Below are 22,769 nucleotides of genomic sequence, written 5' to 3'. Positions count from 1 at the left end.
TGGAAACAATCGGCGCGGTGAGCCATAACCCCATTGTCAGCCTGCCAGCTCTGGCTGCCTGACCCGAACCCGATCCCGATCCTGCCGTGGATTGACGGTTCCTACACCACCTCCTGGGACACGACCCTGCGCTCCAAAACCTGCTCTAAAGAACAGGTCAGTCCGCAACGCTGGTCCACAGCGTTTCGAACTGCGCCCCATGCATCAACAGCACCGATGCGGGATAGCCCGCCTCGCTCGCCTGCCGCGCCGTGCCGGTGGCGCTGTCCACGGCCAACGCCTGCGTCGGGAACGGGCCGTAATATCTGTTGTCCAGATTGATCTTCCAGACGCCCTCATGTTGAAGGACGATGTAGCGGGCGTGCGGGAGAGTCATGTCAAAATACCTCGGTGTTATAATGGTGCCAGGCCATGATCGCGGCGGCGCCGCGATGCGGGCGCCAGGCTTGGGCGACTTCGCGGGTCAGTTTTTCGCTCGGCCGTTCGGGCAGGCCCAGGATGCGGCCGATCTCGATCTGCACCGCCAGGTCGCCGGCGGGCCAGATGTCGGGTCGCCCCTCCGCGAACAGCAGGTAGATTTCCGCCGACCAGCGGCCGATGCCTTTGATGCGGACGAGTTGGGCGATCGCCTCCTCGTCATCGGCGGGCAAGGCGTGCAGATCCAGCGCGCCCGACAGGATCAGGTCGGCCAGGCTGCGGGCATAGCCCTGTTTCTGACGGGACAGGCCGCAGGCGCGCAAAGTGTCGAAGTCGCGCGCGATCAGTGCGTCGGGCACGCAGCCTTCGCCCAGTTCCGCTTCCAGCTTGCGCCACACCGCCGCCGCGGCCGCCACGCTGACCTGCTGGCCAACGATGGTCCGGAGCAGCGTTTCGTAACCGGGCGCCCGCGCGCGCGGCGCGGGATAGCCCACCCGGCCGATCGCCGCGCCAAAGCCAGGCTCCAACAATGCGATGGCGTCCAGGCTGGCGCGCAACTCTTCTGCACTTGTAACCATGTCTCTGCTGTCCAGCCCTTGATTTCCCGGCGTCTGTGGGTCAGAGCGGCGGAGAAAATTCGAGGGGATTGGATAGATGCCGAAATTGATCGTGGTCAACCGTGCAGGTGAAGAACAGGCTGTCGATGGCGACAATGGCCTGTCGGTGATGGAAATCATTCGCGACAACGGTTTTGACGAATTGCTGGCGCTGTGCGGCGGTTGCTGCTCCTGCGCGACTTGCCATGTCTATGTCGATCCGGCCTTCGCCGACGCGCTGCCGGCCATGAGTGAGGACGAAAACGACCTGCTCGACAGTTCCGACCATCGCAACGAAACCAGCCGCCTGTCCTGCCAGGTGATGCTGAGCGATTCGCTCGACGGCCTGCGCGTCACCATCGCGCCGGAAGACTGAAGCGTCTTTGAACATGGCGGGTGCGATATGTCTTGTCGCACCAAAGCATGACCTGTGATGCGAATATATGTGTCCCCGCGGAGGCGGGAACCCAGTCGAAACGTCCGAACTGGGTTCCCGCCTCCGCGGGGACACGCCATTATGCCATTATGGCTTCACCCGCAGCGTGGCCGCTGGGGCATCGCTGGTCAGCGGCGATATCGTCCAGATGATCCGCTTGCCTTGCGGCGTGGTTTGCGCGCCCTCTTCCTGATTCTGGCTGACGATGTCCGCGTCGGTTGTCAGCGTGAAGCGGCCGTTCAGCGCCTTGGCCGCCTCGTCCCCTGCCCCATTTCCCATGCCGGCCGGTCCCTGGCTCTTGTCGAACCCGTTGGCGAAGCCGGGCGCCTTGACCCGCACCCGGTCGTCGCCGCGCAGTTCCACCGCGACGAAGGGCAGTATGATCTGGGCGTCGATGTTGAAGGGGAAGAGGAAGGCGTGGGTCAGCTTGCCCGTCATCGCATAATCGATCTCGAACTTGCGGTTGCCCATGTAGCGGGCCGAGCGAAACCCCTTTTCCTTGGTCAGCGCCGCGGCGATCGCCAGCATCTGCGCCTCGTCGCCCTTGTCCGCGCCATCGGCGACCGCGTCGCTGAAATCCTCGTCGCGCGCGGCGATCTGCATCAGCGTCGGCGCGGCCTCGGCGTCGTCTTGCGTGTCGTCGGTGGAGGGCCCGCCGCCGGCCAGGCCGCTCTTGCCCATGTCCGACGCCAATATCTCGCCCTTATAGGCGAAGGCGAAGCTGCGGTCGGCACGGATGTCCAGGCTCGATTCGAACGCGCCCGGCGTCACCAGGCAGGCGGAGAGCGCCAGCAGCCCCGCCAGCGCCCCCAGGGTGCGATACAGGCGGTCCATGGCGCTTCCTTTCTATAGGCCGGTTAGCGAACCGTTGCGGCGTACAACGCGATCGCTGCGGCGTTCGACACGTTCAGGCTCTCCATCCGCGGGCTGATCGGCAGCTTGGCGATGATGTCGCAATGGGCGATCGTATTGTGGCGCAGCCCTTCGCCCTCGGCCCCCAGCACCAGGGCGACACGCGATTCGCCGATCGCCTCGCCCAATATGGTGTCGGCGTCGCCGTCCAGCCCGATGCGCCAATAGCCCGCTTCGGCAATCTCTTCGAGCGCGCGGGCCAGGTTCACCACCCGCACCCAGGGCACATTTTCCAGCGCGCCCGACGCCGCGCGCGCCAGCACGCCCGATTCGGGCGGGGCGTGCCGGTCCTGCGTGACGATGCACAGCGCGTCGAAAGCGGCGGCGGAGCGCAGGATCGCGCCGACATTATGCGGATCGGTCACCTGGTCCAGCACCAGGATCGGCCGCCTGTCGTCCTGGCCTTCCTCCAATATCTCGCCCAGCCAGACATCGTCCAGCGGCTCGACTTCGGCGACGATGCCCTGGTGCGGCGCGTCGGACGGGACCATGCGGCCCATGTCGGCGACGTCGGAATAGATGATCGGCAGCACCGGCGGCAGATCGAGGGCGCCCAGCGCTTCGCGCGTGCCCCATATCTTGCGCACGATGCGGTTAGGGTTGGCGAGCGCCGCTATGACGGCGTGACGACCATAGAAGCGCGGAAAGGCGCCCTTGGACTTGGTGGAGCGATTGGGCTTTTTCATGATTGCGCTCTTTTCACATCACCCCATTGACAGGCAAGTCTCCTTTCGCCATTGAGCCGCCTCCAGCGAGGCGGGAACGCAAATTTCTTGTCGCGCAGGGCACTGGACAGGTGGCCGAGTGGTTAAAGGCAGCAGACTGTAAATCTGCCCGGGTTTCCCGTACGCTGGTTCGAATCCAGCCCTGTCCACCACTGCATCGGGCCGATGCAGGCGGTCCTTTAACGGACCGGAACAGGCCGGTGTGGACGCATAGCTCAGTTGGTAGAGCAGCTGACTCTTAATCAGCGGGTCCTAGGTTCGAGCCCTAGTGCGTCCACCAAATTCCCCATATATTTCAACGTATTAAATGGCCCTTGGGCCAACCGGATTTCCGCTCGCAGATCGCTAGGTAGCTCTCTAGGTAGCAGCGGATCCGGCGACGGTTGATCAAGGTATTGCGACGAAAAGCTGGCTCGAGCGTGTGCTCGAGCCTGTCTTGCTCTATCAACAACTGGGGTTCAGTGACCCGGATTGAGAATCGCGGCGTTTTTCCGCAGTGCTTCGACAACTGTATCGGTCACTGCCCGCACTCTCGGCATGTGGCGCATGTCCACATGCACACCTATCCAGATGTCTCGAACAAGGTCAGGTCTGTCGGGGTACAGGCGAACTAGCCCGGGCTCCCCATCGGCACGATAGCGGGCGAGCGCCGCAACCCCGGCGCCTGCAAGAGTCGCGTGAACCTGCACCTCACGGCTGTTGGAGCGAAAACCGATAAGCGCATCGGGAAAGGCATCCCGCAGCCATTTGGCCTCCGGCAAATGCGCCTGATCGTCGAGCACCGTTACGAGGCGGGCTTGCCCCTCCTCGATGCGCCGGGCCATATCCGGGGCTGAGTACAGTCCCATGGCGAGCGCGCCGACGCGTCGGGCCGCCACCTCGTTCCCCTCGAAACGTGACATGCGCAGCGCGATGTCGGCTTCCCGCTTGGACAGGCTGAGTGAACGCGTGTCGGGAACCAGTTCGACAATGATGCCGGGGTGTTTCGCTTGCAGTTCGGCGAGCGCCGGAGTGACGATCCGCGCGGCCAGCGTATCGACCGTGGTCAGCCTGACCAGGCCTTCCAGCGCGATGTCCTTCCCGGTGATGGTGCGCTCTGCGGCGAGAACCTCTGCCTCGACCCTTTCTGCGTTACCAAGAATAGTCTCACCGAGCGGGGTCAGGGCGTAGCCGCCGGGCAGTCGTTGCAGCAGACGCGCGCCCGTGCGCTCTTCCATCGCCGTGAGCCGGCGCCCCATCGTCGGCTGGGTTACACCGAGCGCGCGAGCCGCGGCAGAAAGCGTGCCGTGCCGGGCGATGGCAAGGAATGTGCGGAGGTCGTCCCAATCCATACCATACTATACGAAATCGCATGAGCACTAGTCAAACATCGCGAATGGCATGCAGTGATGTAGCAGCGTAACTGATGGTCATCGACACACAGGACTCTGGACCATGACCCAGACAGCTTCGACTTCGCAGGCGATTGCCTTGCTCCGCGTGACCAGCGGCTCCATTCTTCTCACCCACGGGCTGATCAAGCTCCTGGTGTTCACGCCCGCCGGAACGGCCGGCTTCTTCGAGAGCATCGGATTTCCCGGCATCCTGGCCTATCCGGTCATGGCCGGTGAGATCGGGCTTGGTCTCGCATTGATCCTCGGCTTGATGACGCGCTGGGCTGCACTGGCGGCGTTGCCGATCATGATCGGGGCGATCGTGCCGCACGCCGGCAACGGTTTCACCTTCTCCAATCCCGGCGGCGGTTGGGAATATCCGGTGTTCTGGACGATCGTGCTGGCGTCTCAGGCCATCATAGGCGACGGCGCCTATGCCATAGGCAATCCCTTCAAGAGCAAGGTGTGAGCCATGGCCCGCCCGCTGTTCCTCTCGCACGGCGCGCCGACACTGCCTTTCGAGGATGTGGCTGCCCGCCACTTCCTCAAGGGTCTTGCGACGGCAATGCCGCGGCCGCGCGCGATCGTGGTGGTTTCCGCCCACTGGGAAACGCGCGTCCCCACCGTCAACGCGGTCGAGCGCAACCGGACGATCCACGATTTCGGGGGATTTCCGGATGCACTCTACAAACTGACCTATCCCGCGCCTGGCGATCCGCAGCTTGCCGACCGGATCGTCGATCTCCTCGCCGATGCCGGACTTCCCTCGGCGACGGATACCGCAAGAGGGCTCGACCATGGGGCCTGGGTGCCGTTGATGCTCGCCTGGCCGGAAGCCGACATCCCGGTGGTTCAGCTATCGGTGCAAAGCCAGCTTGGCCCCGGGCATCACCTGGAGGTCGGCCGCGCGATCGCACCGCTCGCAAACGAAGGCGTGCTGATCGTCGCAAGCGGCAGCTTCACGCACGACCTGTCGAGCTGGCGCGGTCAGGCAGGCATGGCAGAGCCCGAATGGGTTACCGCCTTTGCCGACTGGTTCGATGTGGCGCTCAAGGAGGGACGCACCTGCGACCTGCTAGCCTATCGCCGCCTCGCCCCACACGCGCAGCGCAATCATCCGACCGAGGAGCATCTCCTGCCGCTGTTCGTTGCACTGGGTGCGGCGGGGGCGAGCGCCCCCGTGGAGCGCCTCCACACCAGCAACACTTACGGCGTCCTGCGCATGGATGCCTACGCCTTCGGCGCCTCAGCTATGCCGACCAATCCAGAAGGAAATCAGTCATGAGCAAAGTTCTCGTCCTCTATTATTCGGCATACGGCCATATCGAGACGATGGCGCAGGCCATCGCGGAAGGTGCGCGCGAAGCGGGCGCCACCGTCGATATCAAGCGCGTGCCCGAGACCGTTCCCGAGGAGATCGCCAGGGCGAGCCACTTCAAGCTCGATCAGGCGGCCCCCGTCGCGACGGTGGCCGAATTTGAAAACTATGATGCCATCGTCCTTGGCACCGGCACGCGGTTTGGCCGGATTTCTTCACAGATGGCGGCATTTCTCGACCAGGCCGGCGGGCTGTGGGCGCGCGGCGCGCTCAACGGCAAGGTCGGCGCCGCGTTCACCTCGACTGCGACGCAACATGGTGGTCAGGAAACGACGCTGTTTTCGCTCATCACCAACATGCTGCACTTTGGCATGACCATCGTCGGGCTCGACTACGGCTTCGCTGGACAATCAGGCCATGACAAGGTCCGCGGCGGCGCACCGTATGGCGCCACGACCATTGCCGGCGGCGATGGCAGCCGCCAGCCCGACAAGGATGAACTCGCTGGTGCTCGCTATCTTGGCGCGCGCGTAGCAGGGACCGCCAGCAAGCTGTTCGGCTGACCCAGAGCGGCAGGGCTGCCGTCACCACGGTGGCGCCCGCTCTTCAACCCCATCTATCACCGCGTCAGCGTACTGGTTGACAGATGACCTCGTTCGTCAGGTATCGCGATTTCAGGATTCGAGGTGTCTTGTGACAGCTGTTGAAGGGTGTCAGCTTGCACGCTCGCTGGAAGACTATTGCTGGGCGTAATTCTGGGTCATGGGAGAAGCAAATGGATTACAAGATTATCGAGATTGAAGGCATTGGCGCCAAGTTCGCTGAGCGCTTGCAGGCCGCCGCGATCTATTCAACCAACGATTTGCTCAAAGCCTGCGGTAGCCGGAAAGGCCGCGATGAGACCGCCGAGAAGACCGGTATTTCCGCTAACCAGCTCCTCAAATGGACCAATATGGCGGATCTGATGCGGATTTCTGGGATCGCTGAGGAATATTCCGAATTGCTGGAAGCGGCCGGCGTCGACACTGTCAAGGAATTGGCCACGCGCAATGCGGAAAATCTTGCCGCGAAGTTGAAAGAAGTGAATGAGGCGAAGAGCCTGACCCGGGCGCTGCCGGCGATCACGCAAGTGCAGAAGTGGGTCGATCAGGCAAAAACCCTGGATCCTGCAATCAGCTACTAATCCCGCACCATCGCCGGGAACTGCCCCGAAATCCGACGGCCTTCCAAAAACCGACCATCCGGATCGGGGGCTCCTCTTTCAGCCGCGATCAGCGCACGCTGCCGCGCTTGAAGAAGTTGACGATGCCCAGCAGGACCGCCGCGCCGACCAATGGGGCAAGCCAGAACAACCAGAGCTGCTCCATCGCACCGGTCTCGGCGAAAATAGCGACACCGGTTGAGCGCGCGGAGATCCCCGCGACAAGGAGGTCGCCTCGTTCGGGACTATTCGGGCCCGCGAAGCTCTCTTATAATTGTCGAAATCGTCAGAACGATCAGAAATGCTGCAGCGGTCACGACGCCCAAACCAAGCAGCCCAAACGGGACCGACCTGGTATCGAACTGCAGGGTGATCGCAAGCAAAGCCGCGACCAACAGCGCGAGGCGCAGCAACTGCCATCACCGACGTTTTGCGAACTCCGGATTCGTCAAATCGCCCTCCCTCATCGGCTGAGGATTAGTCCTTGCCGAACAGGTTCTTCGCCATGCCCATGACGTCGTTGAGTGGATTTCCGTCGCCATCACGGTCAAGCATTCCAAGGAGCCCAGCGGCTTGCGGGTGGTCCCCAAAAAGCTGGCTGAAGCGGGCAAGAGCACCCTCGCCGCCGATGTGACCGACGATCTGGTTCAACGTCCCACTGTCAATACCGGTTTGTGCTGCGGCGGTCGCTACGGTGTCGGATGGCTGCGAATGGGCTGCGCCCAAGGCAGCAACGGCCTTCTCGGCCATGGCAGGATCAATTCCGACCTTCGCAGCCATGTTGGCAATGTCGATGTTGCTGCCCACTTGGCCAAGGATATTATCCAGGATACTCATCGCAAACTCCCTGTATCTTGTTTCAGGCTAGACCTTACCCCGAAGTTCGTCACGGATCTCGGTCAAAAGCTCTACTTCGCTCGGGCCGGCTTCGGCTTCGGGCGCCTTTCGCATCATCTTGGTTGCGGTGCGGACCATCAGGAAGATGATGAACGCAAGAATAAGGAAGTCGAGCAGGACGGTAAGGAATGACCCCCAGCCGAGGATCGGAACGCCAGCCGCCTTCAGGGCAGCATAGTCGGTCAATGAGCCGTGGTAGCTCGCCGGAACCTCACCAAGGATTATGAATTTGCTCGAGAAATCGAGACCGCCGAATATGGCGCCGACAACCGGCATGATGATCTCGTCCGTGAGGCTGGAGACGATCTTCGCAAAGGCTGCGCCAATGATCACGGCAACGGCCAGATCGAGGACATTGCCCTTCGCGATGAATTCCTTGAACTCCTTCAGCATCAGAATCATCCTCCTCGATTGAATCACAACCTGAACTGGCGCGGATTAATGTCAAGCAGGACGCGCGGCCCCGCCGGGGAGCAGCCTGCACTTGCTTGCCCACGGCTCATACTTTCAATGTGGGAGCCAATTCCGTTGAGAAATGACAGGGCCATCGCAAAAGTCATCGGATTTTTCGCCGGTTCCGCCACGAGGTTCGAGGATGCGGTTTCCATCGGTATCGCCAAGGAGGCAGAGACGGTCCACACTCTGCCTCTGCCCCGGGCTTTCGCCCATACCTCCTCGCGCAGTTTTGAAGGAACCTAACGGTTCAATGGCTGATAACCGCATCCATGGTCTTTGCCTGGTCGATCCATTTCTGGACCTGCGATGCGGCAGGCAGTGCCCGGGTCAGCTTCTTGGCGTCGTTGACCTCCTTCATCTTGGCCGACAAATTCTCGGCTTTGCGCGTGGCGAGTTCCTTGACGGTGTCGACACCCGCTGCTTCGAGTAGTTCCGAAAATTCTTCACCAATTCCGGAGATCCGCATCAGGTCGGCCATGTTTGCCCACTTGAGGAGTTGGCTGGCCGAAAATCCGGTCTGCCCGGCGACTTCTTCCCTGCCCTTGCGGCTCCCACATGATTTAAGCAGGTCGTCCGTGGTCTTGATCGCTGCGGCCTGCAGCCGCTCGGCGTACTTCGCGCCAATGCCTTCAATTTCATCGATCTTGTACGCCATCGTTCGCTCCCTTTTCCTCTGGTATGGGCTGGTTGTACCAGAGAATGAACCTATTTCGGCTAGTCGGGCTTGTAAACGCCGATCAATATTTCTGCAGGCGCTGATACAGATCGCGATAGTGCTGCAGGCGTGTGACACGAAGTCCAGCCATGCCGGATCGTTCGACAGCTCGCTGCCAGGACGCAAATTCCTCCAAGGCCAGACTATACCGGTCGCACGCTTCATCAATGGTTAGCAGACCGCCATTGACCGCAGCAACGACCTCTGCCTTGCGTCGAACGACCCAGCGCCTTGTTTCCCTCGGCGGCAGGGACTCGAGAGTGAGCGGCTCTCCAAGTGGTCCTATGACCATTGCCGGACGGATCTTCTGGTTCTCAATCATTGCAACTGCCAATAGCTAAACTGAAAGCGGCAGCGCTTCCGCCGCTCCATGAGGAGGCTAGCCATCCTCGACCGCAGATTGCCAAAGCGCAGCAAGCTCACGGTCGCTGAGTACACGGTCGCGAGGCTCATTCCGCTTCGGCCGCCATGCATCCCGGCATGGATTGGCGGGCATATGCTCCAATCTGGTGAGCGCCCAAGTGTAGAAAGTTGAAAGGTGGCGATACACGATCCGCGCCATCGTCAGGGTTTCCTTGCCCCGCTCGAACGCAATTTTCTCAACGAAGCGGCTCACGTCACTTCGGGTTATGGAGTCCGCGAGCCGGTCTCCAATCTCGGGCTCGATGTATTTTCGGAACACTCGATCGAACTCCCTCGCGCTCCGCTTTTTGCCCTCGATCTGCTGAGCAAGGTACGTCTCGTAGAGTTCCGCGACTGTCCCGACCCCTTTTGATCCCTTTCTCTTTGCCCCCGCTTTTCTGGCGATGCTCTTGCCCTGCTCGACATCGACAAGCAGATCGCGCGCCTTCTTTCGGGCATGGGCCAGCGTAAAGCTTGGCCCATGGCGTCCGATTGTCACATTCAACCATTTGCCCTGAACCCGCTTGCGCAGAATGTACGTCTTGATACCACTGGCACCCATGCGGAGCCTAAGTCCGGGTACGATACCATCGGCGAGCTCAATCTGACCCGCTGTCGGCGCCTTCAGCCCTGCGATCTTCGCATCCGTCAAACCTACTTTGTTCGCCATATGTACCTGCTACCTTAGGTAGCTTTTTGTAGTGGATACTGGCGAACATTTCAAGAACAATGCGGACTATGAATCGCAGATTTCCGCCATTTTTGGACCCATGCGGACGCGCTAGGACCCTCTGATCATGGCTCTTAATCAGCGGGTCCTTGGTTCGAGCCCAAGTGCGTCCACCAAACTTTCCAATACCTTAGCACCTCCCCTCAAGGGCCACCGTCTTAGAAAGACGGGGATTAAGACGGCAGAGCGCCAAAAGCTGGATTGCGACTGCCATTCCGGTTAGCGTCGGCCAATGGCCAGAAAAGACGTTGATCCTCGGATACTTGCCTTGTGCGACAAAGTGACCGCGAAACGAGCGCGGGCGCTGATCGACTACCTGATTGAGCATGGCACTTGCTCCACCGAAGACCTCAACGACCTGGGCTACGACCATCCCCCGCGCGTCGCTGGCGACGTCAAAGAAGCTGGCATTCCCATCGTGATGAAGCGCGACAGGGTGTCTGCGAAGACCGGCCGGAAGATCGGGGTCTACCGGTTCGGTGATCCAGCCGACATCAAGGCCGGACGGATCGACGGGCGCAAGGCGTTCTCAAAGCCGTTCAAGGCCAAACTCATCGAGATGTACGGCGCGCGCGACGCATTCACCCAGGAGCCGCTTGAAGCCCGGTACCTGCAAATCGACCACCGAGTGCCCTACCAGGTGGCAGGCGATCTGCACCGCCACCTTGGGGGCCGTGTCGGTCTGGCCATTGTCGCGGTAGCCGAACATCGACTTGAGGGCGAACATGGCCGCCACGATGTTGCCCTTGCGGGCCGCCTCCACGAGGCTGCTGGCGAGCTCGAATTCCAGCCCCGCGCGGCCTTGGGCAAAGGCCTCGTCGACCTCAGGCTGGCGCTTCCGGCACTGGTTCAGCGTCTCCCTGCTGATGCCCAGGGCGGCGGCGATGCTCGGCACCGGGTGACCCAGCCGGGCCATGTTGCGCACAATGTCCACGGCCGGGGGCAGCATGGCGATGCCGGACGCATCGCGTACCGTCAGGCCCGTTGGCTCCTTGCGCTTCTTGGCGCGCGACTTCGGTTCACTGTTCATTGTTTGTTCCATAGCCCTTTCCAGCGGGGTTTCCCGTCGTTTTCACCGTCTTAATTGGAGCACTGCACACCGAACCGATGGCAGCCGTAGGGGTTTGCGGCCACAGACCTGCTAACTGGCAGTTAGCAGGGCCGCTCGGGCGGCGTTCGGCTCTCTTTTTTAGGGGGCAGGAAGGCGTGGTCGGCGGGCGCTCGGCCCCCAAAAGCCCAAGAAGCGACCTCGCAAAGGTCGGTAGGGTCGGTAACAGGTCGGTAGTCGGTAGCCATCAGAACGTCCCCCGCGCCGGATCGCCACCGTCCTGCATTGCAACCCAGCAATCGGCGTCGTCCCACGCCACTGGCGTACACACGCGGTCCCATGCCGCTCGCGCTTCCGGCAGCGTCGGCAGCACAAAGCCGCTCGGCCGCGACCGACGCACCTTCTCGAAGCCCAGCCGCTTCAACAGGTCCGACACCTGGTTGAGCGAAACATCACTGCGCCGGTTGCGCTCAGCGGCGAGTGCCCGGAGCGCCGTTGTGGCGACAAAGGGTTGATCGACGCCCGGCCAGCGGTCGGAGGGGATTACGCCCTCGCGCAAGAGGTCGAGGAACACGGCGTCGAACCCGTCGAGCGTGGCCATCTGTTGCTCGCGCCGCGCGCTTGTGTCGGGGATCGCTTGCCGGGGGTGCCAGGTGCCGAGCTCCATCGCCAACAGGTCGTGCAGCATGGCTTCGAGCCCGCCATTGTCGAGCTCGGCATTCAGCGCGGCGAAATAGGCTTCATCTTGCCGCCGGTCGTTGGACACCCCGAAGACGGCAAAGCGGCGGTCGTCGATGTCGACCGGGACCACCCAATCGTCGTTCGAGGCCATCACCACCTTGGCATAGTTGGGAGCCTCCACGATATCCCGGCCCTTGCCTTCGATTGGCAGCGTCGGTTCGGTGAGAAGCGCCTTGAGCACCCCGCGCGCCGCGCGGTCGTCGGGCCGGATCGCCTCATCCGCGAACAACAGGCACACGTCGCGCAAGTGGGAGTTGAAGCGCCCGGCCACCTGGGCGGGAGAGGTCAGGTGCAGGCCGTGCTGGCCAAACAGCTTGCGCATAGCCCGGCCGAACGTGCCCTTCCCCGTGCCCATGCCGCCCTTGAACACAAGCGCCACCTCGGCAGGATATTCGGGATGCTGCACTGCCCAGGCGGCCCAGCGGATGATGTAGTCGGCGCTGGCCTCATCACCGTCCGCGAGAATGTCGCGGATGTGGGCGCGCATGAGCGACCAGTCGCCCAGCGCAGGATCGAGCCCGAAGCCGCGCCAGAGGTTGAGGTAGCCATTGACCGTCTCGGCACCGCCCGGCCGGAAGATGAGCCCGCGCACCTGGCGACGCTTGGGATTGTCCAGCCACCACTTCCCTTGCGGCTTGTAGGTTGGCTGGTCCGCGCCGAACCACGACATAGAAGCCGGGCAAATCATCGCGCACAACGTATTGCCCGCCGGTCGCGAGCGGCAGCTTCTCCACTGCCTTGTCGGTAAGCTCAGCCATTGTAAGACGGCTCCTAAGACGGTTAAGACGGAGCCGGGGTTAGACTTTCCAACCACGGCCTAGCCACGTCATTCCCGCTAGATGCTTGGAAGACAATCGTTTTCGTGGTCAGGCGAGGTCAGGCCGTTTTTGGCCTGTCGAACTCTTAATCAGCGGGTCCTTGGTTCGAGCCCAAATGCGTCCACCATAGCCTTCCCCAGACATTCCCCGCATCGCTGCCCCCCACCGCGGACGAACGCGCCGCGCCGCAGGGTCGTTGACGCGGTGCAACAAAATCCGCGCGCTCGCGTTGGCTGGACAAGTTTCATTCATCCTTGTCCGGTTACGCCCTCCCCACATGACCTTCGATCGCCGCGACCTTCTCATCCGCACGCTGGGCGGCGTCCTCGCCCTCGGCCTCCCCCGCCGCGCCCTGGCGCAGACCGACGTGGCGCGCGTCGACGCCCTGATCGCGAAGATGACGCTGGAGGAAAAGGCCGGGCAAATGACCTGCCTCGCCGACAGCTTCCGCCCCTTCAATCCCCCCAACCCGCAGGTCGGCATCCAGGACGAAAAGCGCCTCGCGCAGGAAATCCGCAAGGGCCGGGTCGGCTGCCTCTTCAACGGCATCGGCGTTGCAGGCGGCCGCCGCGCGCAGGAGATCGCGGTCAAGGACAGCCGCCTCGGCATCCCCTTGCTCTTCGCGGGCGACGTCATCCACGGCCTCAAGACCATCTTCCCGGTCCCCCTCGCCGAAGCCTCCAGCTTCGACCCCGCTTTGTGCGAGCGCACCGCCCGCGCCCAGGCGATCGAAGCCACCGCCGCGGGCCTCCACCTCACTTTCGCCCCCATGGTCGATGTCGCGCGCGACCAGCGCTGGGGCCGCGTAGTGGAGGGGGCAGGGGAGGATGTGACCCTCACCGGCCTCCTCTCCGCCGCCCGCATCCGCGGCTATCAGGGCCGCGACCTGCGCCGCGACGACGCGCTGCTCGCCTGCCCCAAACATTTCGCCGCCTATGGCGCGGTCGCCGCGGGCCTGGAATATGGCAATGTCGACATCAGCGAGGAAACGCTGCGCGAAACCCATCTGCCCCCCTTTGGCAAGGCGTTCGCGGCCGGCGCGCTCACCACCATGGCCGCCTTCAACGAGATCAACGGCGTCCCCGCCACCGCCGACAGCGAACTCCTCACCGACATATTGCGCGGCGAAATGCAGTTTCGCGGCTTCGTCTTTTCCGATTACACCGCCGACGAAGAACTGGTCGCCCACGGCTTTGCGGAGGATGACCGCGACGCCGCCCGCCTCGCCGTCCTCGCCGGGGTCGACATGTCGATGCAGAGCGGCCTCTATATCCGCTACCTCCCCGATCTGGTGAAGAGCGGCGCGGTGCCGATGGGCACGATCGACGTCGCCGTGCGCCGCATCCTCTATGTGAAGGCCGCCATCGGCCTGTTCGACAACCCCTGGCGGTCGCTGAACGAGGAAGCGGAAAAGACCCGCATCTTCACCCCAGCCCACCGCGCCCTGTCCCGCGAAGCCGCCACCCGATCGGTCGTGCTGCTCAAAAATGAAGGCGTCCTGCCGATCGACCCGGCCAGGGGGCAGGCCATCGCCCTCATCGGCCCCTTCGCACAGGACACCGCCAATCTCTACGGCCCCTGGGCCTTTTACGGCGACCCGGACAAGGGCGTGGACATCGCCACGGGCCTGCGCGCCGCGCTCCCCGACCCGACGAAGCTCACCGTCACGCGCGGTAGCGACATCAGCGGGCCGATCGACGGCGGCATCGCCAAGGCGGTGGCGGCGGCCAAGGCGGCGGACATCGTCCTGCTCGCCATCGGCGAATCGCAGGCCATGTCCGGCGAAGCCCAGTCCCGTACCGTCATCGAAATCCCGCCCGCGCAACAGGCGCTGACCGACGCGGTCACGGCGACCGGCAAGCCGGTCGTCATCCTGCTGCGCCACGGCCGCGCGCTCGCCCTGCACGACGGCGTCGCCAATGCGCAGGCGATCCTCGCCACCTGGTTCCTGGGGAGCGAGGCGGGCCACGCCATCGCCGACATCCTGCTGGGGAAGGTCGATCCCTCGGGCAAACTCCCTGTCAGCTTCCCCTGGGAAAGCGGGCAGGAGCCTTTCTATTATGACCGCAAATCGACCGGCCGCCCGGTGCTGGGCAATGGCAGTAGCGAATATAAGGCCCGCTACGCCACCACCGACAATAGTGCGAGGTTCCCCTTCGGCCACGGTCTGACCTATACCGACTTCGTGCTGGACCAGCTTAAACTGTCCGACAGCGCACTGCGCTGGGACGCCGCGATCGAAGTGACCGCCCGCATCACCAACAAGGGCGACCGCAAGGGCAGCGAAGTGGTCCAGCTCTACACCCGCGACCGCGTCGCCAGCCGCACCCGCCCGATCCGCGAGCTAAAGCGCATGGCCCGCGTGACGCTGGGTCCGGGCGAAAGCAAGACGGTGCGCTTCTCGTTGTCGCGCGTCGATCTGGAGTTCGTCGGCGCCCGAAGCCAGCGCATCGCCGAACCGGGCGCGTTCGACCTGTGGGTCGGGCAGTCGAGCGTGGGTGGATTGAAGGGCGAGTTTACGCTTTATGCGCAGGGACCGGCGAAGGGGTAGGGCGGGCTGGCGCACTAAAGCCCCTATTCGTAAGGGGAGGAGTAAGGGCCGTAGGGATCGCGCAATTTGTGGTCATCTTTCCCACCAAGCGCGTGACACGTAACCGGATGCTCCCATTCGGTTAAGCTTGCCAAAAACATCAACATTTGCGACGTTGTGGCATGGTCGGGTAGCCTCACAGATCGAGAGGCTAAGCCAAAACATTTGGTAGGCTTAGTTTGATCACCAGAATTGAAATAGATGGCTTCAAGACTTTTCGGGAGTTTTCCGCAGATCTAAAACCTTTTATGGCTGTGGTCGGCCCGAACGCGACCGGAAAATCGAATCTATTTGATGCATTGAAATTTCTTTCAAGGCTTGCACAAGTTGACGTGCGGCAAGCAATGCAAGAGCTTCGAGGTGAACCAGAAGAACTATTTCGGCAGACACCTTCTGGTCATCAGACAAAAATGAATTTTGCGATAGAAGTTCTTCTTCCTGTTCGTGGCGTAGATGATTTCGGTGCGGGATTTGAAACGCCCGCTCAACGTCTTCGTTACGAGATTAGCGTCGAAATGAAGGAAGATCCCCATGGAATATTTGTCACTCATGAGGATTGCAGGCTAATTCGTGCTGACGACGACACGATATTATTTCAGACACCGACAAAAATTAGTCGGTCAAGCCGGAAAACGCCATTTTTGGAGACTGAGAAAGACTCGCAAGGTCGGCCAAGGGTTTTCACCATCAGGCAGGATGGCGTTGCGGAAAGCGGTACTTCTAAAAGAGGAAGCCCTCTACAACTCCCCGCTGCGGAAGCATCGCGGAGCGCGCTATCGACGATCGCCACCTCTGAATTCAGGCACCTTTACGCACTGAAAAAGCTTATTGCTGGCCCGCAATTTCTTGAGATTAATCCGACAGAAGCTCGTAGAGCAAATGATCGTTTCGAAGACAAACGGTTAAGGAGCAATGCATCAAATCTTGCTGCTAGTCTTTCGGAAATACAAAGGCTGTCGGCTACGGATAATAGGCCAACAGGAGCAATCGCCGATATTTCTGCAGACCTAGCTCTGTTGATTCCGCAGGTGCGAAATGTTAGAGTTTTAGACGATAGTAAAAGTAGAGAGTACGCATTTGATGTTCAGGTTCGAGATGGAACATCGTTTAGTTCTCGTGTAATTAGTGATGGTACTATCCGACTTTTAGCGCTTCTTGCGGTAATCGATGACCCTAATCGCCAAGGTATTCTTTGCTTCGAAGAGCCGGAAAACGGTGTCCATGAAGGTCGAATACCAGACTTACTGACGTTGTTGCGCGAAGCTACCAAAGAGCAGGGTGAAGATGGTGACTATTTTCAAGTCCTTATCAATACTCACTCACCGGCGGTAATGGGAACTTTGAATTCTGACGAAGTTTTGTTCGCTGATATGGTTCGCAGCACCCATGTGGGTTCAGAGATTTCTGAAACTCGCACTAGAATGAGAAGGATTGCCCCATCAAAGGGTCTTTTCGATGACGAACACCATTTGTATCCGGAAAAAATAGAGGAAATTTTGAGAAACAAGGCGGGTGGCATTTAATGTATCTGTCTTGGTCTGCCTTCTATGAAGGCAAGAGTGATGCTCAATACTTCAATGTTATCATTCCCAGATTACTGGACGATATCATCCGTATTTCCGGCAAAAGACCTTGTGATATTGGTGAATTTCCTGCGCTGGAATTTGGAATTGGAGATCGCTCGTTCGATAAGGTGGCTGCAGAGATTTGCCAGCGAAAGAACGAGTTCCATATTATATTCGTGCATGCCGATCTTGGGGGGCGTGGGCTAGCTGCAAATGTGGCACAACGCAGAGAGCAACTCATTCAAAAGGCGCAGGAGATATGTGACTTTAATGCTCAGATTGCGGTCATGTTATCTCCAGAAAAAGAAGTAGAAGCTTGGGCATTGGCGGATCTCACCGCAATTAAAGCAGCGCTGGGTGTAAATGAGATTTCGCATCATCTAGTCCCGGATACCCCGTTGGCTGCTGAGAGGCTTCTAGATCCTAAAGCAAGTCTCGAAGCTATAATAAGAAGCGTGACAAACAGGAGATCAACCGCTCGGAATATTCTTGTTAGAATTGCGCAGGAGCAAAGCATTGATCAGCTGCGTCGTGCCAATTCTTTTAAGATGTTCGAGGTCAGTTTGCGAAATGCTCTCACTCATGCCGGTTTCCTTGAGTAAACCGTTGATGTAAAGAGGTTACTTGTTGGTCTAAGGCTAGCTGCGTCTCAGCAAATGTCGCTAAATGGCTAGCGGTCTAAATACATCTATCATGCCGTTTCGCGGATGGCGGTGCGTCAAGGCAGACGGATAGCAATCCGCTACTACAGATAACGGGATAGTCGCTAATCGGCCACTTCTCCCTGTCCTACACCCCACCACCCATGCCATAATCCCCCCAAGCTCTTTCCACCGTCAGCCTCCCGCCCGCCACGCAATACCCCAGCGCGGCACGCCCCCATTTCGCAAAAATTCTCCTATTGCGAAATCGACGCCACCCGTCCGTCCCCACGCTTTTGCGTCAGCCACGACGGTGTGAACTTCGCAACGCATCACCGCTTTGTAAAACGCCGCGACCACGGCTTTCCGACCCCGCGCACCCATGCTAAGGGCGCGCCCATGCTGAATCTCAACGCCATCACCGTGCGCCTTGGCGGCCGCGTCATTCTCGATCGCGCCGCCGCTGCCTTGCCGCCGCGCAGCCGCGTCGGCCTCATCGGCCGCAACGGCGCGGGCAAGTCCACGCTGATGAAGGTGATGATCGGCCAGCTCGATCCCGACGAAGGCTCGTGCGACATGCCCCGCGACACGCGGCTGGGCTATATCGCGCAGGAAGCCCCGTCCGGCACCGCGACCCCCTTCGACACCGTGCTCGAAGCCGACAAGGAACGCGCCGAATTGATGGCGGAGGCGGAGCATACGCAAGACCCCGATCGCCTCGGCCATATCTACGAGCGGCTGACGGCGATCGACGCCTATACCGCGCCCGCCCGCGCCGCCCGCATCCTCGTCGGCCTCGGCTTTGACGAGGAAATGCAGGGCCGCCCGCTCGACAGCTATTCGGGCGGCTGGAAGATGCGCGTGGCGCTCGCCTCTTTGCTCTTCTCCAACCCGGACCTGCTGCTGCTCGACGAACCGTCGAACCATCTCGACCTCGAAGCGACGCTCTGGCTGGAAAATTTCCTCAAGGCCTATCGCGGGACCGTGGTCGTCATCAGCCACGAACGCGACCTGCTCAACAATGTGGTCGACTATATCCTCCATCTGGAAGGGGGGAAGGTCACCCTCTATCCCGGTGGTTACGACGCCTTCGAACGGCAGCGCGCCGAACGGCTCGCCCAGCTCGAATCCGCCCGCGCCAAGCAGCAGGCGGAGCGCGAAAAGTTGCAGGACTATGTCGCCCGCAACTCGGCCCGCGCCTCGACCGCGAAACAGGCCCAGTCCCGCGCCAAGGCGCTGGCCCGGATGCAGCCCATCGCCGCGGCCAGCGAAGATCCGACGCTGCATTTCGGCTTTCCCAGCCCCGCCGAACTGCGGCCGCCGCTCATCACCATGGACATGGCCTCGGTCGGCTACACCGAAACGCCGATCCTCAAGCGCATCAACCTGCGCATCGATCCTGACGACCGCCTGGCGCTGCTCGGCCGCAACGGCAATGGCAAGACGACGCTGGCCCGCCTAATCGCCGCGCAACTCGCCCCGATGGAAGGGACGATGGCCTCCAGCCCCAAGATGAATGTCGGCTATTTCACCCAATATCAGGTGGAGGAACTGGACGTCACCGACACGCCGCTGGAACATATGACCCGCGTCATGAAGGGCGCGACGCCGGGCGCGGTCCGCGCCCAGCTCGGCCGCTTCGGCTTTTCCGGCGAGCGCGCGGTACAGAAGGTCGGCTCCATGTCCGGCGGCGAGCGCGCCCGTCTGGCGCTGGCGCTCATCACCCGCGACGCGCCGCACATGCTGATCCTCGACGAACCGACCAACCATCTCGACGTCGACAGCCGCGAAGCGCTGGTCCAGGCGCTCAACGACTATAGCGGCGCGGTGGTGATCGTGTCGCACGACCGGCACATGATCGAACTGGTCGCCGATCGTCTGGTGCTGGTCGACAACGGCACCGCCCAGCCGTTCGACGGATCGCTCGATGACTATACCGACATCATCCTGCGCAAGGCGGACGGCAACAGCAGCAGCGGCGACGCCCCGAAGGTCGATCGCAAGGCGGACAAGAAGGCCGCCGCCGAATGGCGCGAAAAGCAGAAGGTGCTGAAAAACGCGGTCAACAAGGCGGAGCGCGAAATGACCACCCTGATCGCCGAGCGCAAGCGTATCGATACGGTCCTGTCCGACCCCAAGGCGGCGACCGGCGCGGAAGCGAAGATGACCACCAGCCAGCTGATGATGAAGCGGGCCGAGGTTGAAAAGAAGCTGGAGAGCGCCGAGGAAATCTGGATGGAGGCCGGCGCGGCGCTGGAAGCGGGTTAACGCCCCATCAGAATGAACGGCGCCCAGATATAGGGCTGGGCGGCGGCGGGCCGCTTCGATCCGATCAGCTTGAGCATCGCCCGCTGCAGCGCCACGGCGCGGGGCAGGCCACGCGCCGCGCCCTTCACCGTCTCCAATGTGACGAAGGCGCTGGCGTCGTCCCGCACCGGCCAGTGCGACACCAGCAGCGATCCCGCCCCGGCATAGCGAAACGCCTGCGCCAGCCCCGAATAGGCCGGGGCCTGCGCGTCGTTCCCCGCCGCGGTGTTGCACGCCGACAGGATGACCCAGTCCGCGCCGATCCGCATCGCCGCCACTTCCGACGCCGTCAGCAGCCCGTCGTCGCCGACCGCATCGGCGGCCGGGGGGGACAGTAGCAGCGCGGGCTCGGTCACGCCTTCCATCTCGCCGCTGACCAGCCCATGGGTCGCGAACAGGATCACGGCATAGCCGGACAGGTCACGGTCCCGCAGCGCAGCTTCGCTGGCGTCCCGTCCGATCAGCAAGGTGGTGCGATCCATGCCGAAGCGATGCGCTACGGCTTGCAATTCGGCCTGCGATCCGGGCAGCGGCGGCAATTGCGACAGCGCCCGCGCATCCGCGCCGCCAGTGCGGAAATAGGCGTTGGCGGCCAGCATCGCCCCGGCGCCGCGCGGCGCATCGGTCGTCTGGACGGCGCCAAAGGTCAGCGGCGCGCCAATGCCCAGAAAACGCTGGTTCCGCGCCGCCATCTGCTGTCGCCGATCTCTGGTCGCGGTAAATCCGGGCTGCACCTCGATTGCGAAGCGGCGGATCAGCCAGGGCGCATGGCGCGTCACCGCGGCCATCGGCCGCTGCGGCAGCATCCCGAAGGGTAGCGAGGCGAAGGCGCCGGTCGGCACGATGCGCAGCATCCGCGCCTTGCCCAGCGTGGCGAGGATGCCGGGGGTGAATATCTGGCGATATAGCATGTGTGCGCTGCCCTGGTCGAAACCGGCTGGACTAAGCGAACCGCGCAGCCGCCCCACCAACGCCACCAGCGCGGCGCGATCCATCTGCGCCCGCTCGATCCGCGTGCCCCCGGCGCTGACCGCGAGCAGATAGACTCCGTCGAAAGCGGGCATCACCGCCAGCAGCGCTTCGTCCTCACCCAGCCCGGCGCGCACAGTCTCCAGATCGGGCCGCTCGCCGCCCTTCGCCTCCACCCAGCGTGGATAGTCGCGGGCGATGGCGGCGCGCTCGGCATCGACCGTTGCCGCCACGGCGGCGCGTTCGGTGCGGGCCGCCGCGACGCCGTTGTCGGTCGCCAAGGCCTTGAGCAGGCGGCTGTCGGCGGCCTGAAGCGTCTTGGTACGGTCTTGCAGGCGGCGCACCCGCGCAGCCAGCGCCGGATCGGCGACCAGCCGCTGGGCGACCAGCCGGTTGGCCTGGGCGATGCGCGATCCGGCCAGGATCGCCATCGCGTCCAGCGCCAGCGCGGCGTCCTGCGCCTGCGTCGCCACCGCCAGGATCGTGTCGAGCGCGGCCCGCTGCTCCTCTGTCAGTTCGGCGTCGTCATGGACACTGGCATCGTCGCGCAGCAAGCCGGCAAGGCGTCGCGCCGTCTCGCCGAGCGCCGCCTGGTCCGATCCGGTCCAGGCGGACAGCATCGCCGCCTGCGCCAAGGGAATCGCAGGCGCATTGTCGAGCTGGCGCGTTTCAGCCGCAAAGGCGGCAGCGGCGGCGCGGGCCTCTTCGCCATGTCCGGCGGCGATCAAAGCCGGGATGAGATAGGGATAGACCCGCTGGCCGATATCCCGGTCCTTGTCCGATCCGGCGCGCACCCGCGCCAATGCAGCGTTGAACCGCTCGACACTCTGGTCGCGCCGCCCCTCTGCCAGCGTTGCGGATGCGGCGAAGGCGAGGGCGCGAGCCGATTGCGGGCTATTTTCCCCTTCGATCCCACGAAAGCCGCGTTCCGCCTCCATGAACAGGGTTTCAGCGTCGGCATAGCGTTCCAGCGGCAACAGCACGGTGCCGAGATTTTGCAGGCCGAACTGGAAATAGAGGCTGCCGGCGCCGACCGTGTCGCGCTTGATGGCGATGGCGCGCTGCAGATAATCGAGGCTCTCGTTGCGCCGTCCGGTGCGCGACAGCAGCAGACCCAGCGCTTCGAGTGCGCGAGCGTAGCTGGGATGTTTGCGGTCGACATGATCGGTGGCGATGTCGACCGCCATGCGCGCATATTTTTCCGCCTCCACATCGCGGTCGGCGCGCTGAAGCATCTGCGCATAGCTGTAATAAGAACCGATCGTGTCGGGGCTGTTGGGGCCGGCCGCCGCGATCCGCGCCTCCATGCTGGCTTTTTGCGCGTCCACCGCCTCGTCATTGCGGCCAAGCCGGGTCAGCGCCTGGGCGTGGGAGAAGGCGATGTTCGATCGCAGCATATGCGTCGACGGGTCGAGTTTGTCGGACGGCGTGCGAGCAATATAGCCGTCCATATAGCGGCTGGCCTGCGCCAATATCTCCGCTGCGCCGGTCACGTCGCCCAGCGCCGCCTGGACATAGCCCTTGATCGACAGGCCCTGCATCCAGGCCACGGAATAGGCGTCGGCGAAGGGCGCGAGCAGCGCCAGGCCTGCATTGGCATGGGCCAGCGCGTCGGGATTCTTGCCGTCGATCTGGTCCATGGAGGATAGGTTGATCAAGGCGACCCCGGCGAGCGGGTGGGGCTTGCCCGCGACCTTTGTCTTCATTGCGGCGCTATGCAGTCGGGTCCAGGCGTCGCGGGTCTTTTGCGACATGGACAGCGCATAATCGTCGCTGTCGAACAGAGCAGTCGCCTGCCGTTCAAGCAAATAGAGCCGGGCATGGCGCAGGTCGGTGGGCGAAAAAGCCCCCGTCGGGGCGGCCGCGGACGCCGCATGGGTCGGCAGGGCCAGCGCCAGAATCATGGCCGCAC

At 62.4% G+C, this 22,769-nt stretch carries 22 protein-coding genes and 2 tRNA genes; 11 read left to right on the top strand and 13 right to left on the bottom strand.

Annotated features, from left to right (window positions below):
• Nucleotides 1-157: 157 nt before the first annotated feature.
• Together EWH12_RS17365 and EWH12_RS17360 are read right to left on the bottom strand one after the other, a co-directional pair.
• Nucleotides 158-376: a DUF2188 domain-containing protein gene (locus EWH12_RS17365; RefSeq protein ID WP_129927343.1), complete on the bottom strand. Its 219-nt coding sequence runs from the start codon at nucleotides 374-376 to the stop codon at nucleotides 158-160.
• Nucleotide 377: 1 nt separating this feature from the next.
• Entirely contained in the window at nucleotides 378-995 is a 618-nt protein-coding gene (locus EWH12_RS17360) for a DNA-3-methyladenine glycosylase family protein (protein ID WP_129927342.1), read from the bottom strand.
• A 76-nt stretch (nucleotides 996-1,071) separates the two neighbouring features.
• Here EWH12_RS17360 and EWH12_RS17355 point away from each other — a divergent pair, with 76 nt between their 5' ends.
• The gene (locus EWH12_RS17355; protein WP_066605787.1) at nucleotides 1,072-1,389 is read left to right on the top strand and encodes a 2Fe-2S iron-sulfur cluster-binding protein; all 318 of its coding nucleotides are present in this window, start codon (nucleotides 1,072-1,074) and stop codon (nucleotides 1,387-1,389) included.
• A 147-nt stretch (nucleotides 1,390-1,536) separates the two neighbouring features.
• Here EWH12_RS17355 and EWH12_RS17350 read toward each other — a convergent pair whose 3' ends face one another.
• Nucleotides 1,537-2,283: a hypothetical protein gene (locus tag EWH12_RS17350; RefSeq protein ID WP_129927341.1), complete on the bottom strand. Its 747-nt coding sequence runs from the start codon at nucleotides 2,281-2,283 to the stop codon at nucleotides 1,537-1,539.
• Nucleotides 2,284-2,306: 23 nt separating this feature from the next.
• Nucleotides 2,307-3,047, bottom strand: a complete 741-nt coding sequence (gene rlmB / locus EWH12_RS17345; RefSeq protein WP_066605794.1) for a 23S rRNA (guanosine(2251)-2'-O)-methyltransferase RlmB — start codon at nucleotides 3,045-3,047, stop codon at nucleotides 2,307-2,309.
• 104 nt (nucleotides 3,048-3,151) lie between these two features.
• Between rlmB and EWH12_RS17340 the strand changes: the two genes are divergently transcribed.
• Nucleotides 3,152-3,238, top strand: a tRNA-Tyr gene (locus tag EWH12_RS17340).
• 52 nt (nucleotides 3,239-3,290) lie between these two features.
• A tRNA-Lys gene (locus EWH12_RS17335) sits at nucleotides 3,291-3,366 on the top strand.
• Between the two features lie 178 nt (nucleotides 3,367-3,544).
• Here EWH12_RS17335 and EWH12_RS17330 read toward each other — a convergent pair.
• The gene (locus EWH12_RS17330; RefSeq protein ID WP_129927340.1) at nucleotides 3,545-4,417 is read right to left on the bottom strand and encodes a LysR family transcriptional regulator; all 873 of its coding nucleotides are present in this window, start codon (nucleotides 4,415-4,417) and stop codon (nucleotides 3,545-3,547) included.
• 103 nt (nucleotides 4,418-4,520) lie between these two features.
• On the opposite strand from EWH12_RS17330, the gene EWH12_RS17325 reads away from it, so the two are divergent.
• From EWH12_RS17325 to EWH12_RS17310, 4 genes are all read left to right on the top strand, one after another.
• A complete protein-coding gene (locus EWH12_RS17325) occupies nucleotides 4,521-4,928 on the top strand; it encodes a DoxX family protein (protein ID WP_129927339.1) in 408 nt (135 codons plus the stop codon).
• A 3-nt stretch (nucleotides 4,929-4,931) separates the two neighbouring features.
• Nucleotides 4,932-5,744 carry a DODA-type extradiol aromatic ring-opening family dioxygenase gene (locus tag EWH12_RS17320; RefSeq protein WP_129927338.1) on the top strand — a complete coding sequence of 271 codons (813 nt, stop codon included), beginning with the start codon at nucleotides 4,932-4,934 and terminating at the stop codon, nucleotides 5,742-5,744.
• Nucleotides 5,741-6,340, top strand: a complete 600-nt coding sequence (gene wrbA / locus EWH12_RS17315) for an NAD(P)H:quinone oxidoreductase (RefSeq protein WP_129927337.1) — start codon at nucleotides 5,741-5,743, stop codon at nucleotides 6,338-6,340. Before EWH12_RS17320 ends, wrbA begins: the two co-directional genes overlap by 4 nt.
• Before the next feature lie 212 nt (nucleotides 6,341-6,552).
• A complete protein-coding gene (locus EWH12_RS17310; RefSeq protein ID WP_129927336.1) occupies nucleotides 6,553-6,960 on the top strand; it encodes a DUF4332 domain-containing protein in 408 nt (135 codons plus the stop codon).
• Nucleotides 6,961-7,455: 495 nt separating this feature from the next.
• On the opposite strand, the gene EWH12_RS17305 is transcribed toward EWH12_RS17310, so the two are convergent.
• From EWH12_RS17305 to EWH12_RS17270, 7 genes are all read right to left on the bottom strand, one after another.
• A complete protein-coding gene (locus EWH12_RS17305; protein ID WP_129927335.1) occupies nucleotides 7,456-7,815 on the bottom strand; it encodes a hypothetical protein in 360 nt (119 codons plus the stop codon).
• A 27-nt stretch (nucleotides 7,816-7,842) separates the two neighbouring features.
• Nucleotides 7,843-8,268, bottom strand: coding sequence for a large conductance mechanosensitive channel protein MscL (mscL, locus tag EWH12_RS17300; RefSeq protein WP_129927334.1), 426 nt, complete (start codon nucleotides 8,266-8,268; stop codon nucleotides 7,843-7,845).
• Nucleotides 8,269-8,578: 310 nt separating this feature from the next.
• On the bottom strand, nucleotides 8,579-8,986 hold the full coding sequence (locus EWH12_RS17290; protein ID WP_129927332.1) for a DUF4332 domain-containing protein: 408 nt from the start codon (nucleotides 8,984-8,986) through the stop codon (nucleotides 8,579-8,581).
• 82 nt (nucleotides 8,987-9,068) lie between these two features.
• A complete protein-coding gene (gene sciP / locus EWH12_RS17285; RefSeq protein WP_129927331.1) occupies nucleotides 9,069-9,368 on the bottom strand; it encodes a CtrA inhibitor SciP in 300 nt (99 codons plus the stop codon).
• A gap of 57 nt (nucleotides 9,369-9,425) precedes the next feature.
• The gene (locus EWH12_RS17280; RefSeq protein ID WP_242496109.1) at nucleotides 9,426-10,118 is read right to left on the bottom strand and encodes an integrase arm-type DNA-binding domain-containing protein; all 693 of its coding nucleotides are present in this window, start codon (nucleotides 10,116-10,118) and stop codon (nucleotides 9,426-9,428) included.
• A gap of 589 nt (nucleotides 10,119-10,707) precedes the next feature.
• On the bottom strand, nucleotides 10,708-11,208 hold the full coding sequence (locus EWH12_RS17275) for a hypothetical protein (protein WP_129927330.1): 501 nt from the start codon (nucleotides 11,206-11,208) through the stop codon (nucleotides 10,708-10,710).
• A 265-nt stretch (nucleotides 11,209-11,473) separates the two neighbouring features.
• The gene (locus tag EWH12_RS17270; RefSeq protein WP_129927329.1) at nucleotides 11,474-12,637 is read right to left on the bottom strand and encodes a DUF5906 domain-containing protein; all 1,164 of its coding nucleotides are present in this window, start codon (nucleotides 12,635-12,637) and stop codon (nucleotides 11,474-11,476) included.
• Nucleotides 12,638-13,062: 425 nt separating this feature from the next.
• Between EWH12_RS17270 and EWH12_RS17265 the strand changes: the two genes are divergently transcribed.
• The 4 genes from EWH12_RS17265 to EWH12_RS17250 all read left to right on the top strand — a co-directional run bounded on the left by EWH12_RS17265 (nucleotide 13,063) and on the right by EWH12_RS17250 (nucleotide 19,849).
• Complete coding sequence (locus EWH12_RS17265) at nucleotides 13,063-15,336, top strand: glycoside hydrolase family 3 N-terminal domain-containing protein (RefSeq protein WP_129927328.1); 2,274 nt, start codon at nucleotides 13,063-13,065, stop codon at nucleotides 15,334-15,336.
• A gap of 218 nt (nucleotides 15,337-15,554) precedes the next feature.
• Nucleotides 15,555-16,898 (top strand): AAA family ATPase, encoded by a 1,344-nt coding sequence (locus EWH12_RS17260; RefSeq protein WP_129927327.1) that lies wholly within the window; start codon nucleotides 15,555-15,557, stop codon nucleotides 16,896-16,898.
• Nucleotides 16,898-17,542, top strand: coding sequence for a hypothetical protein (locus EWH12_RS17255; protein ID WP_129927326.1), 645 nt, complete (start codon nucleotides 16,898-16,900; stop codon nucleotides 17,540-17,542). The genes EWH12_RS17260 and EWH12_RS17255 overlap by 1 nt, the downstream gene beginning before the upstream one ends.
• Before the next feature lie 438 nt (nucleotides 17,543-17,980).
• Entirely contained in the window at nucleotides 17,981-19,849 is a 1,869-nt protein-coding gene (locus tag EWH12_RS17250; protein WP_129927325.1) for an ABC-F family ATP-binding cassette domain-containing protein, read from the top strand.
• Here the strand turns inward: EWH12_RS17250 and EWH12_RS17245 are convergent.
• The gene (locus EWH12_RS17245; protein WP_129927324.1) at nucleotides 19,846-22,761 is read right to left on the bottom strand and encodes a CHAT domain-containing protein; all 2,916 of its coding nucleotides are present in this window, start codon (nucleotides 22,759-22,761) and stop codon (nucleotides 19,846-19,848) included. The two genes, EWH12_RS17250 and EWH12_RS17245, sit on opposite strands and share 4 nt — an antisense overlap.
• Nucleotides 22,762-22,769 lie beyond the last annotated feature (8 nt).

This window comes from Sphingobium cupriresistens (assembly GCF_004152865.1).
In the GTDB taxonomy this organism is placed as follows: Bacteria; Pseudomonadota; Alphaproteobacteria; order Sphingomonadales; family Sphingomonadaceae; genus Sphingobium; species Sphingobium cupriresistens.
The sequence above is the reverse complement of the archived record's forward strand: the minus strand, read 5'-3'. Positions and strand labels throughout refer to the sequence as shown.

What these genes read in the sequence shown, in the direction of transcription:
- rlmB (WP_066605794.1), bottom strand. Translation starts at nt 3,047, where the DNA reads ATGAAAAAGCCCAATCGCTCCACCAAGTCCAAGGGCGCCTTTCCGCGC.
- EWH12_RS17255 (WP_129927326.1), top strand. Translation starts at nt 16,898, where the DNA reads ATGTATCTGTCTTGGTCTGCCTTCTATGAAGGCAAGAGTGATGCTCAA.
- EWH12_RS17350 (WP_129927341.1), bottom strand. Translation starts at nt 2,283, where the DNA reads ATGGACCGCCTGTATCGCACCCTGGGGGCGCTGGCGGGGCTGCTGGCG.
- EWH12_RS17275 (WP_129927330.1), bottom strand. Translation starts at nt 11,208, where the DNA reads ATGAACAGTGAACCGAAGTCGCGCGCCAAGAAGCGCAAGGAGCCAACG.
- EWH12_RS17330 (WP_129927340.1), bottom strand. Translation starts at nt 4,417, where the DNA reads ATGGATTGGGACGACCTCCGCACATTCCTTGCCATCGCCCGGCACGGC.
- EWH12_RS17320 (WP_129927338.1), top strand. Translation starts at nt 4,932, where the DNA reads ATGGCCCGCCCGCTGTTCCTCTCGCACGGCGCGCCGACACTGCCTTTC.
- EWH12_RS17250 (WP_129927325.1), top strand. Translation starts at nt 17,981, where the DNA reads ATGCTGAATCTCAACGCCATCACCGTGCGCCTTGGCGGCCGCGTCATT.
- EWH12_RS17325 (WP_129927339.1), top strand. Translation starts at nt 4,521, where the DNA reads ATGACCCAGACAGCTTCGACTTCGCAGGCGATTGCCTTGCTCCGCGTG.
- EWH12_RS17360 (WP_129927342.1), bottom strand. Translation starts at nt 995, where the DNA reads ATGGTTACAAGTGCAGAAGAGTTGCGCGCCAGCCTGGACGCCATCGCA.
- EWH12_RS17365 (WP_129927343.1), bottom strand. Translation starts at nt 376, where the DNA reads ATGACTCTCCCGCACGCCCGCTACATCGTCCTTCAACATGAGGGCGTC.
- EWH12_RS17305 (WP_129927335.1), bottom strand. Translation starts at nt 7,815, where the DNA reads ATGAGTATCCTGGATAATATCCTTGGCCAAGTGGGCAGCAACATCGAC.
- EWH12_RS17245 (WP_129927324.1), bottom strand. Translation starts at nt 22,761, where the DNA reads ATGATTCTGGCGCTGGCCCTGCCGACCCATGCGGCGTCCGCGGCCGCC.
- EWH12_RS17265 (WP_129927328.1), top strand. Translation starts at nt 13,063, where the DNA reads ATGACCTTCGATCGCCGCGACCTTCTCATCCGCACGCTGGGCGGCGTC.
- EWH12_RS17280 (WP_242496109.1), bottom strand. Translation starts at nt 10,118, where the DNA reads ATGGCGAACAAAGTAGGTTTGACGGATGCGAAGATCGCAGGGCTGAAG.
- EWH12_RS17355 (WP_066605787.1), top strand. Translation starts at nt 1,072, where the DNA reads ATGCCGAAATTGATCGTGGTCAACCGTGCAGGTGAAGAACAGGCTGTC.
- EWH12_RS17310 (WP_129927336.1), top strand. Translation starts at nt 6,553, where the DNA reads ATGGATTACAAGATTATCGAGATTGAAGGCATTGGCGCCAAGTTCGCT.
- EWH12_RS17270 (WP_129927329.1), bottom strand. Translation starts at nt 12,637, where the DNA reads ATGTCGTGGTTCGGCGCGGACCAGCCAACCTACAAGCCGCAAGGGAAG.
- EWH12_RS17290 (WP_129927332.1), bottom strand. Translation starts at nt 8,986, where the DNA reads ATGGCGTACAAGATCGATGAAATTGAAGGCATTGGCGCGAAGTACGCC.
- sciP (WP_129927331.1), bottom strand. Translation starts at nt 9,368, where the DNA reads ATGATTGAGAACCAGAAGATCCGTCCGGCAATGGTCATAGGACCACTT.
- mscL (WP_129927334.1), bottom strand. Translation starts at nt 8,268, where the DNA reads ATGCTGAAGGAGTTCAAGGAATTCATCGCGAAGGGCAATGTCCTCGAT.
- wrbA (WP_129927337.1), top strand. Translation starts at nt 5,741, where the DNA reads ATGAGCAAAGTTCTCGTCCTCTATTATTCGGCATACGGCCATATCGAG.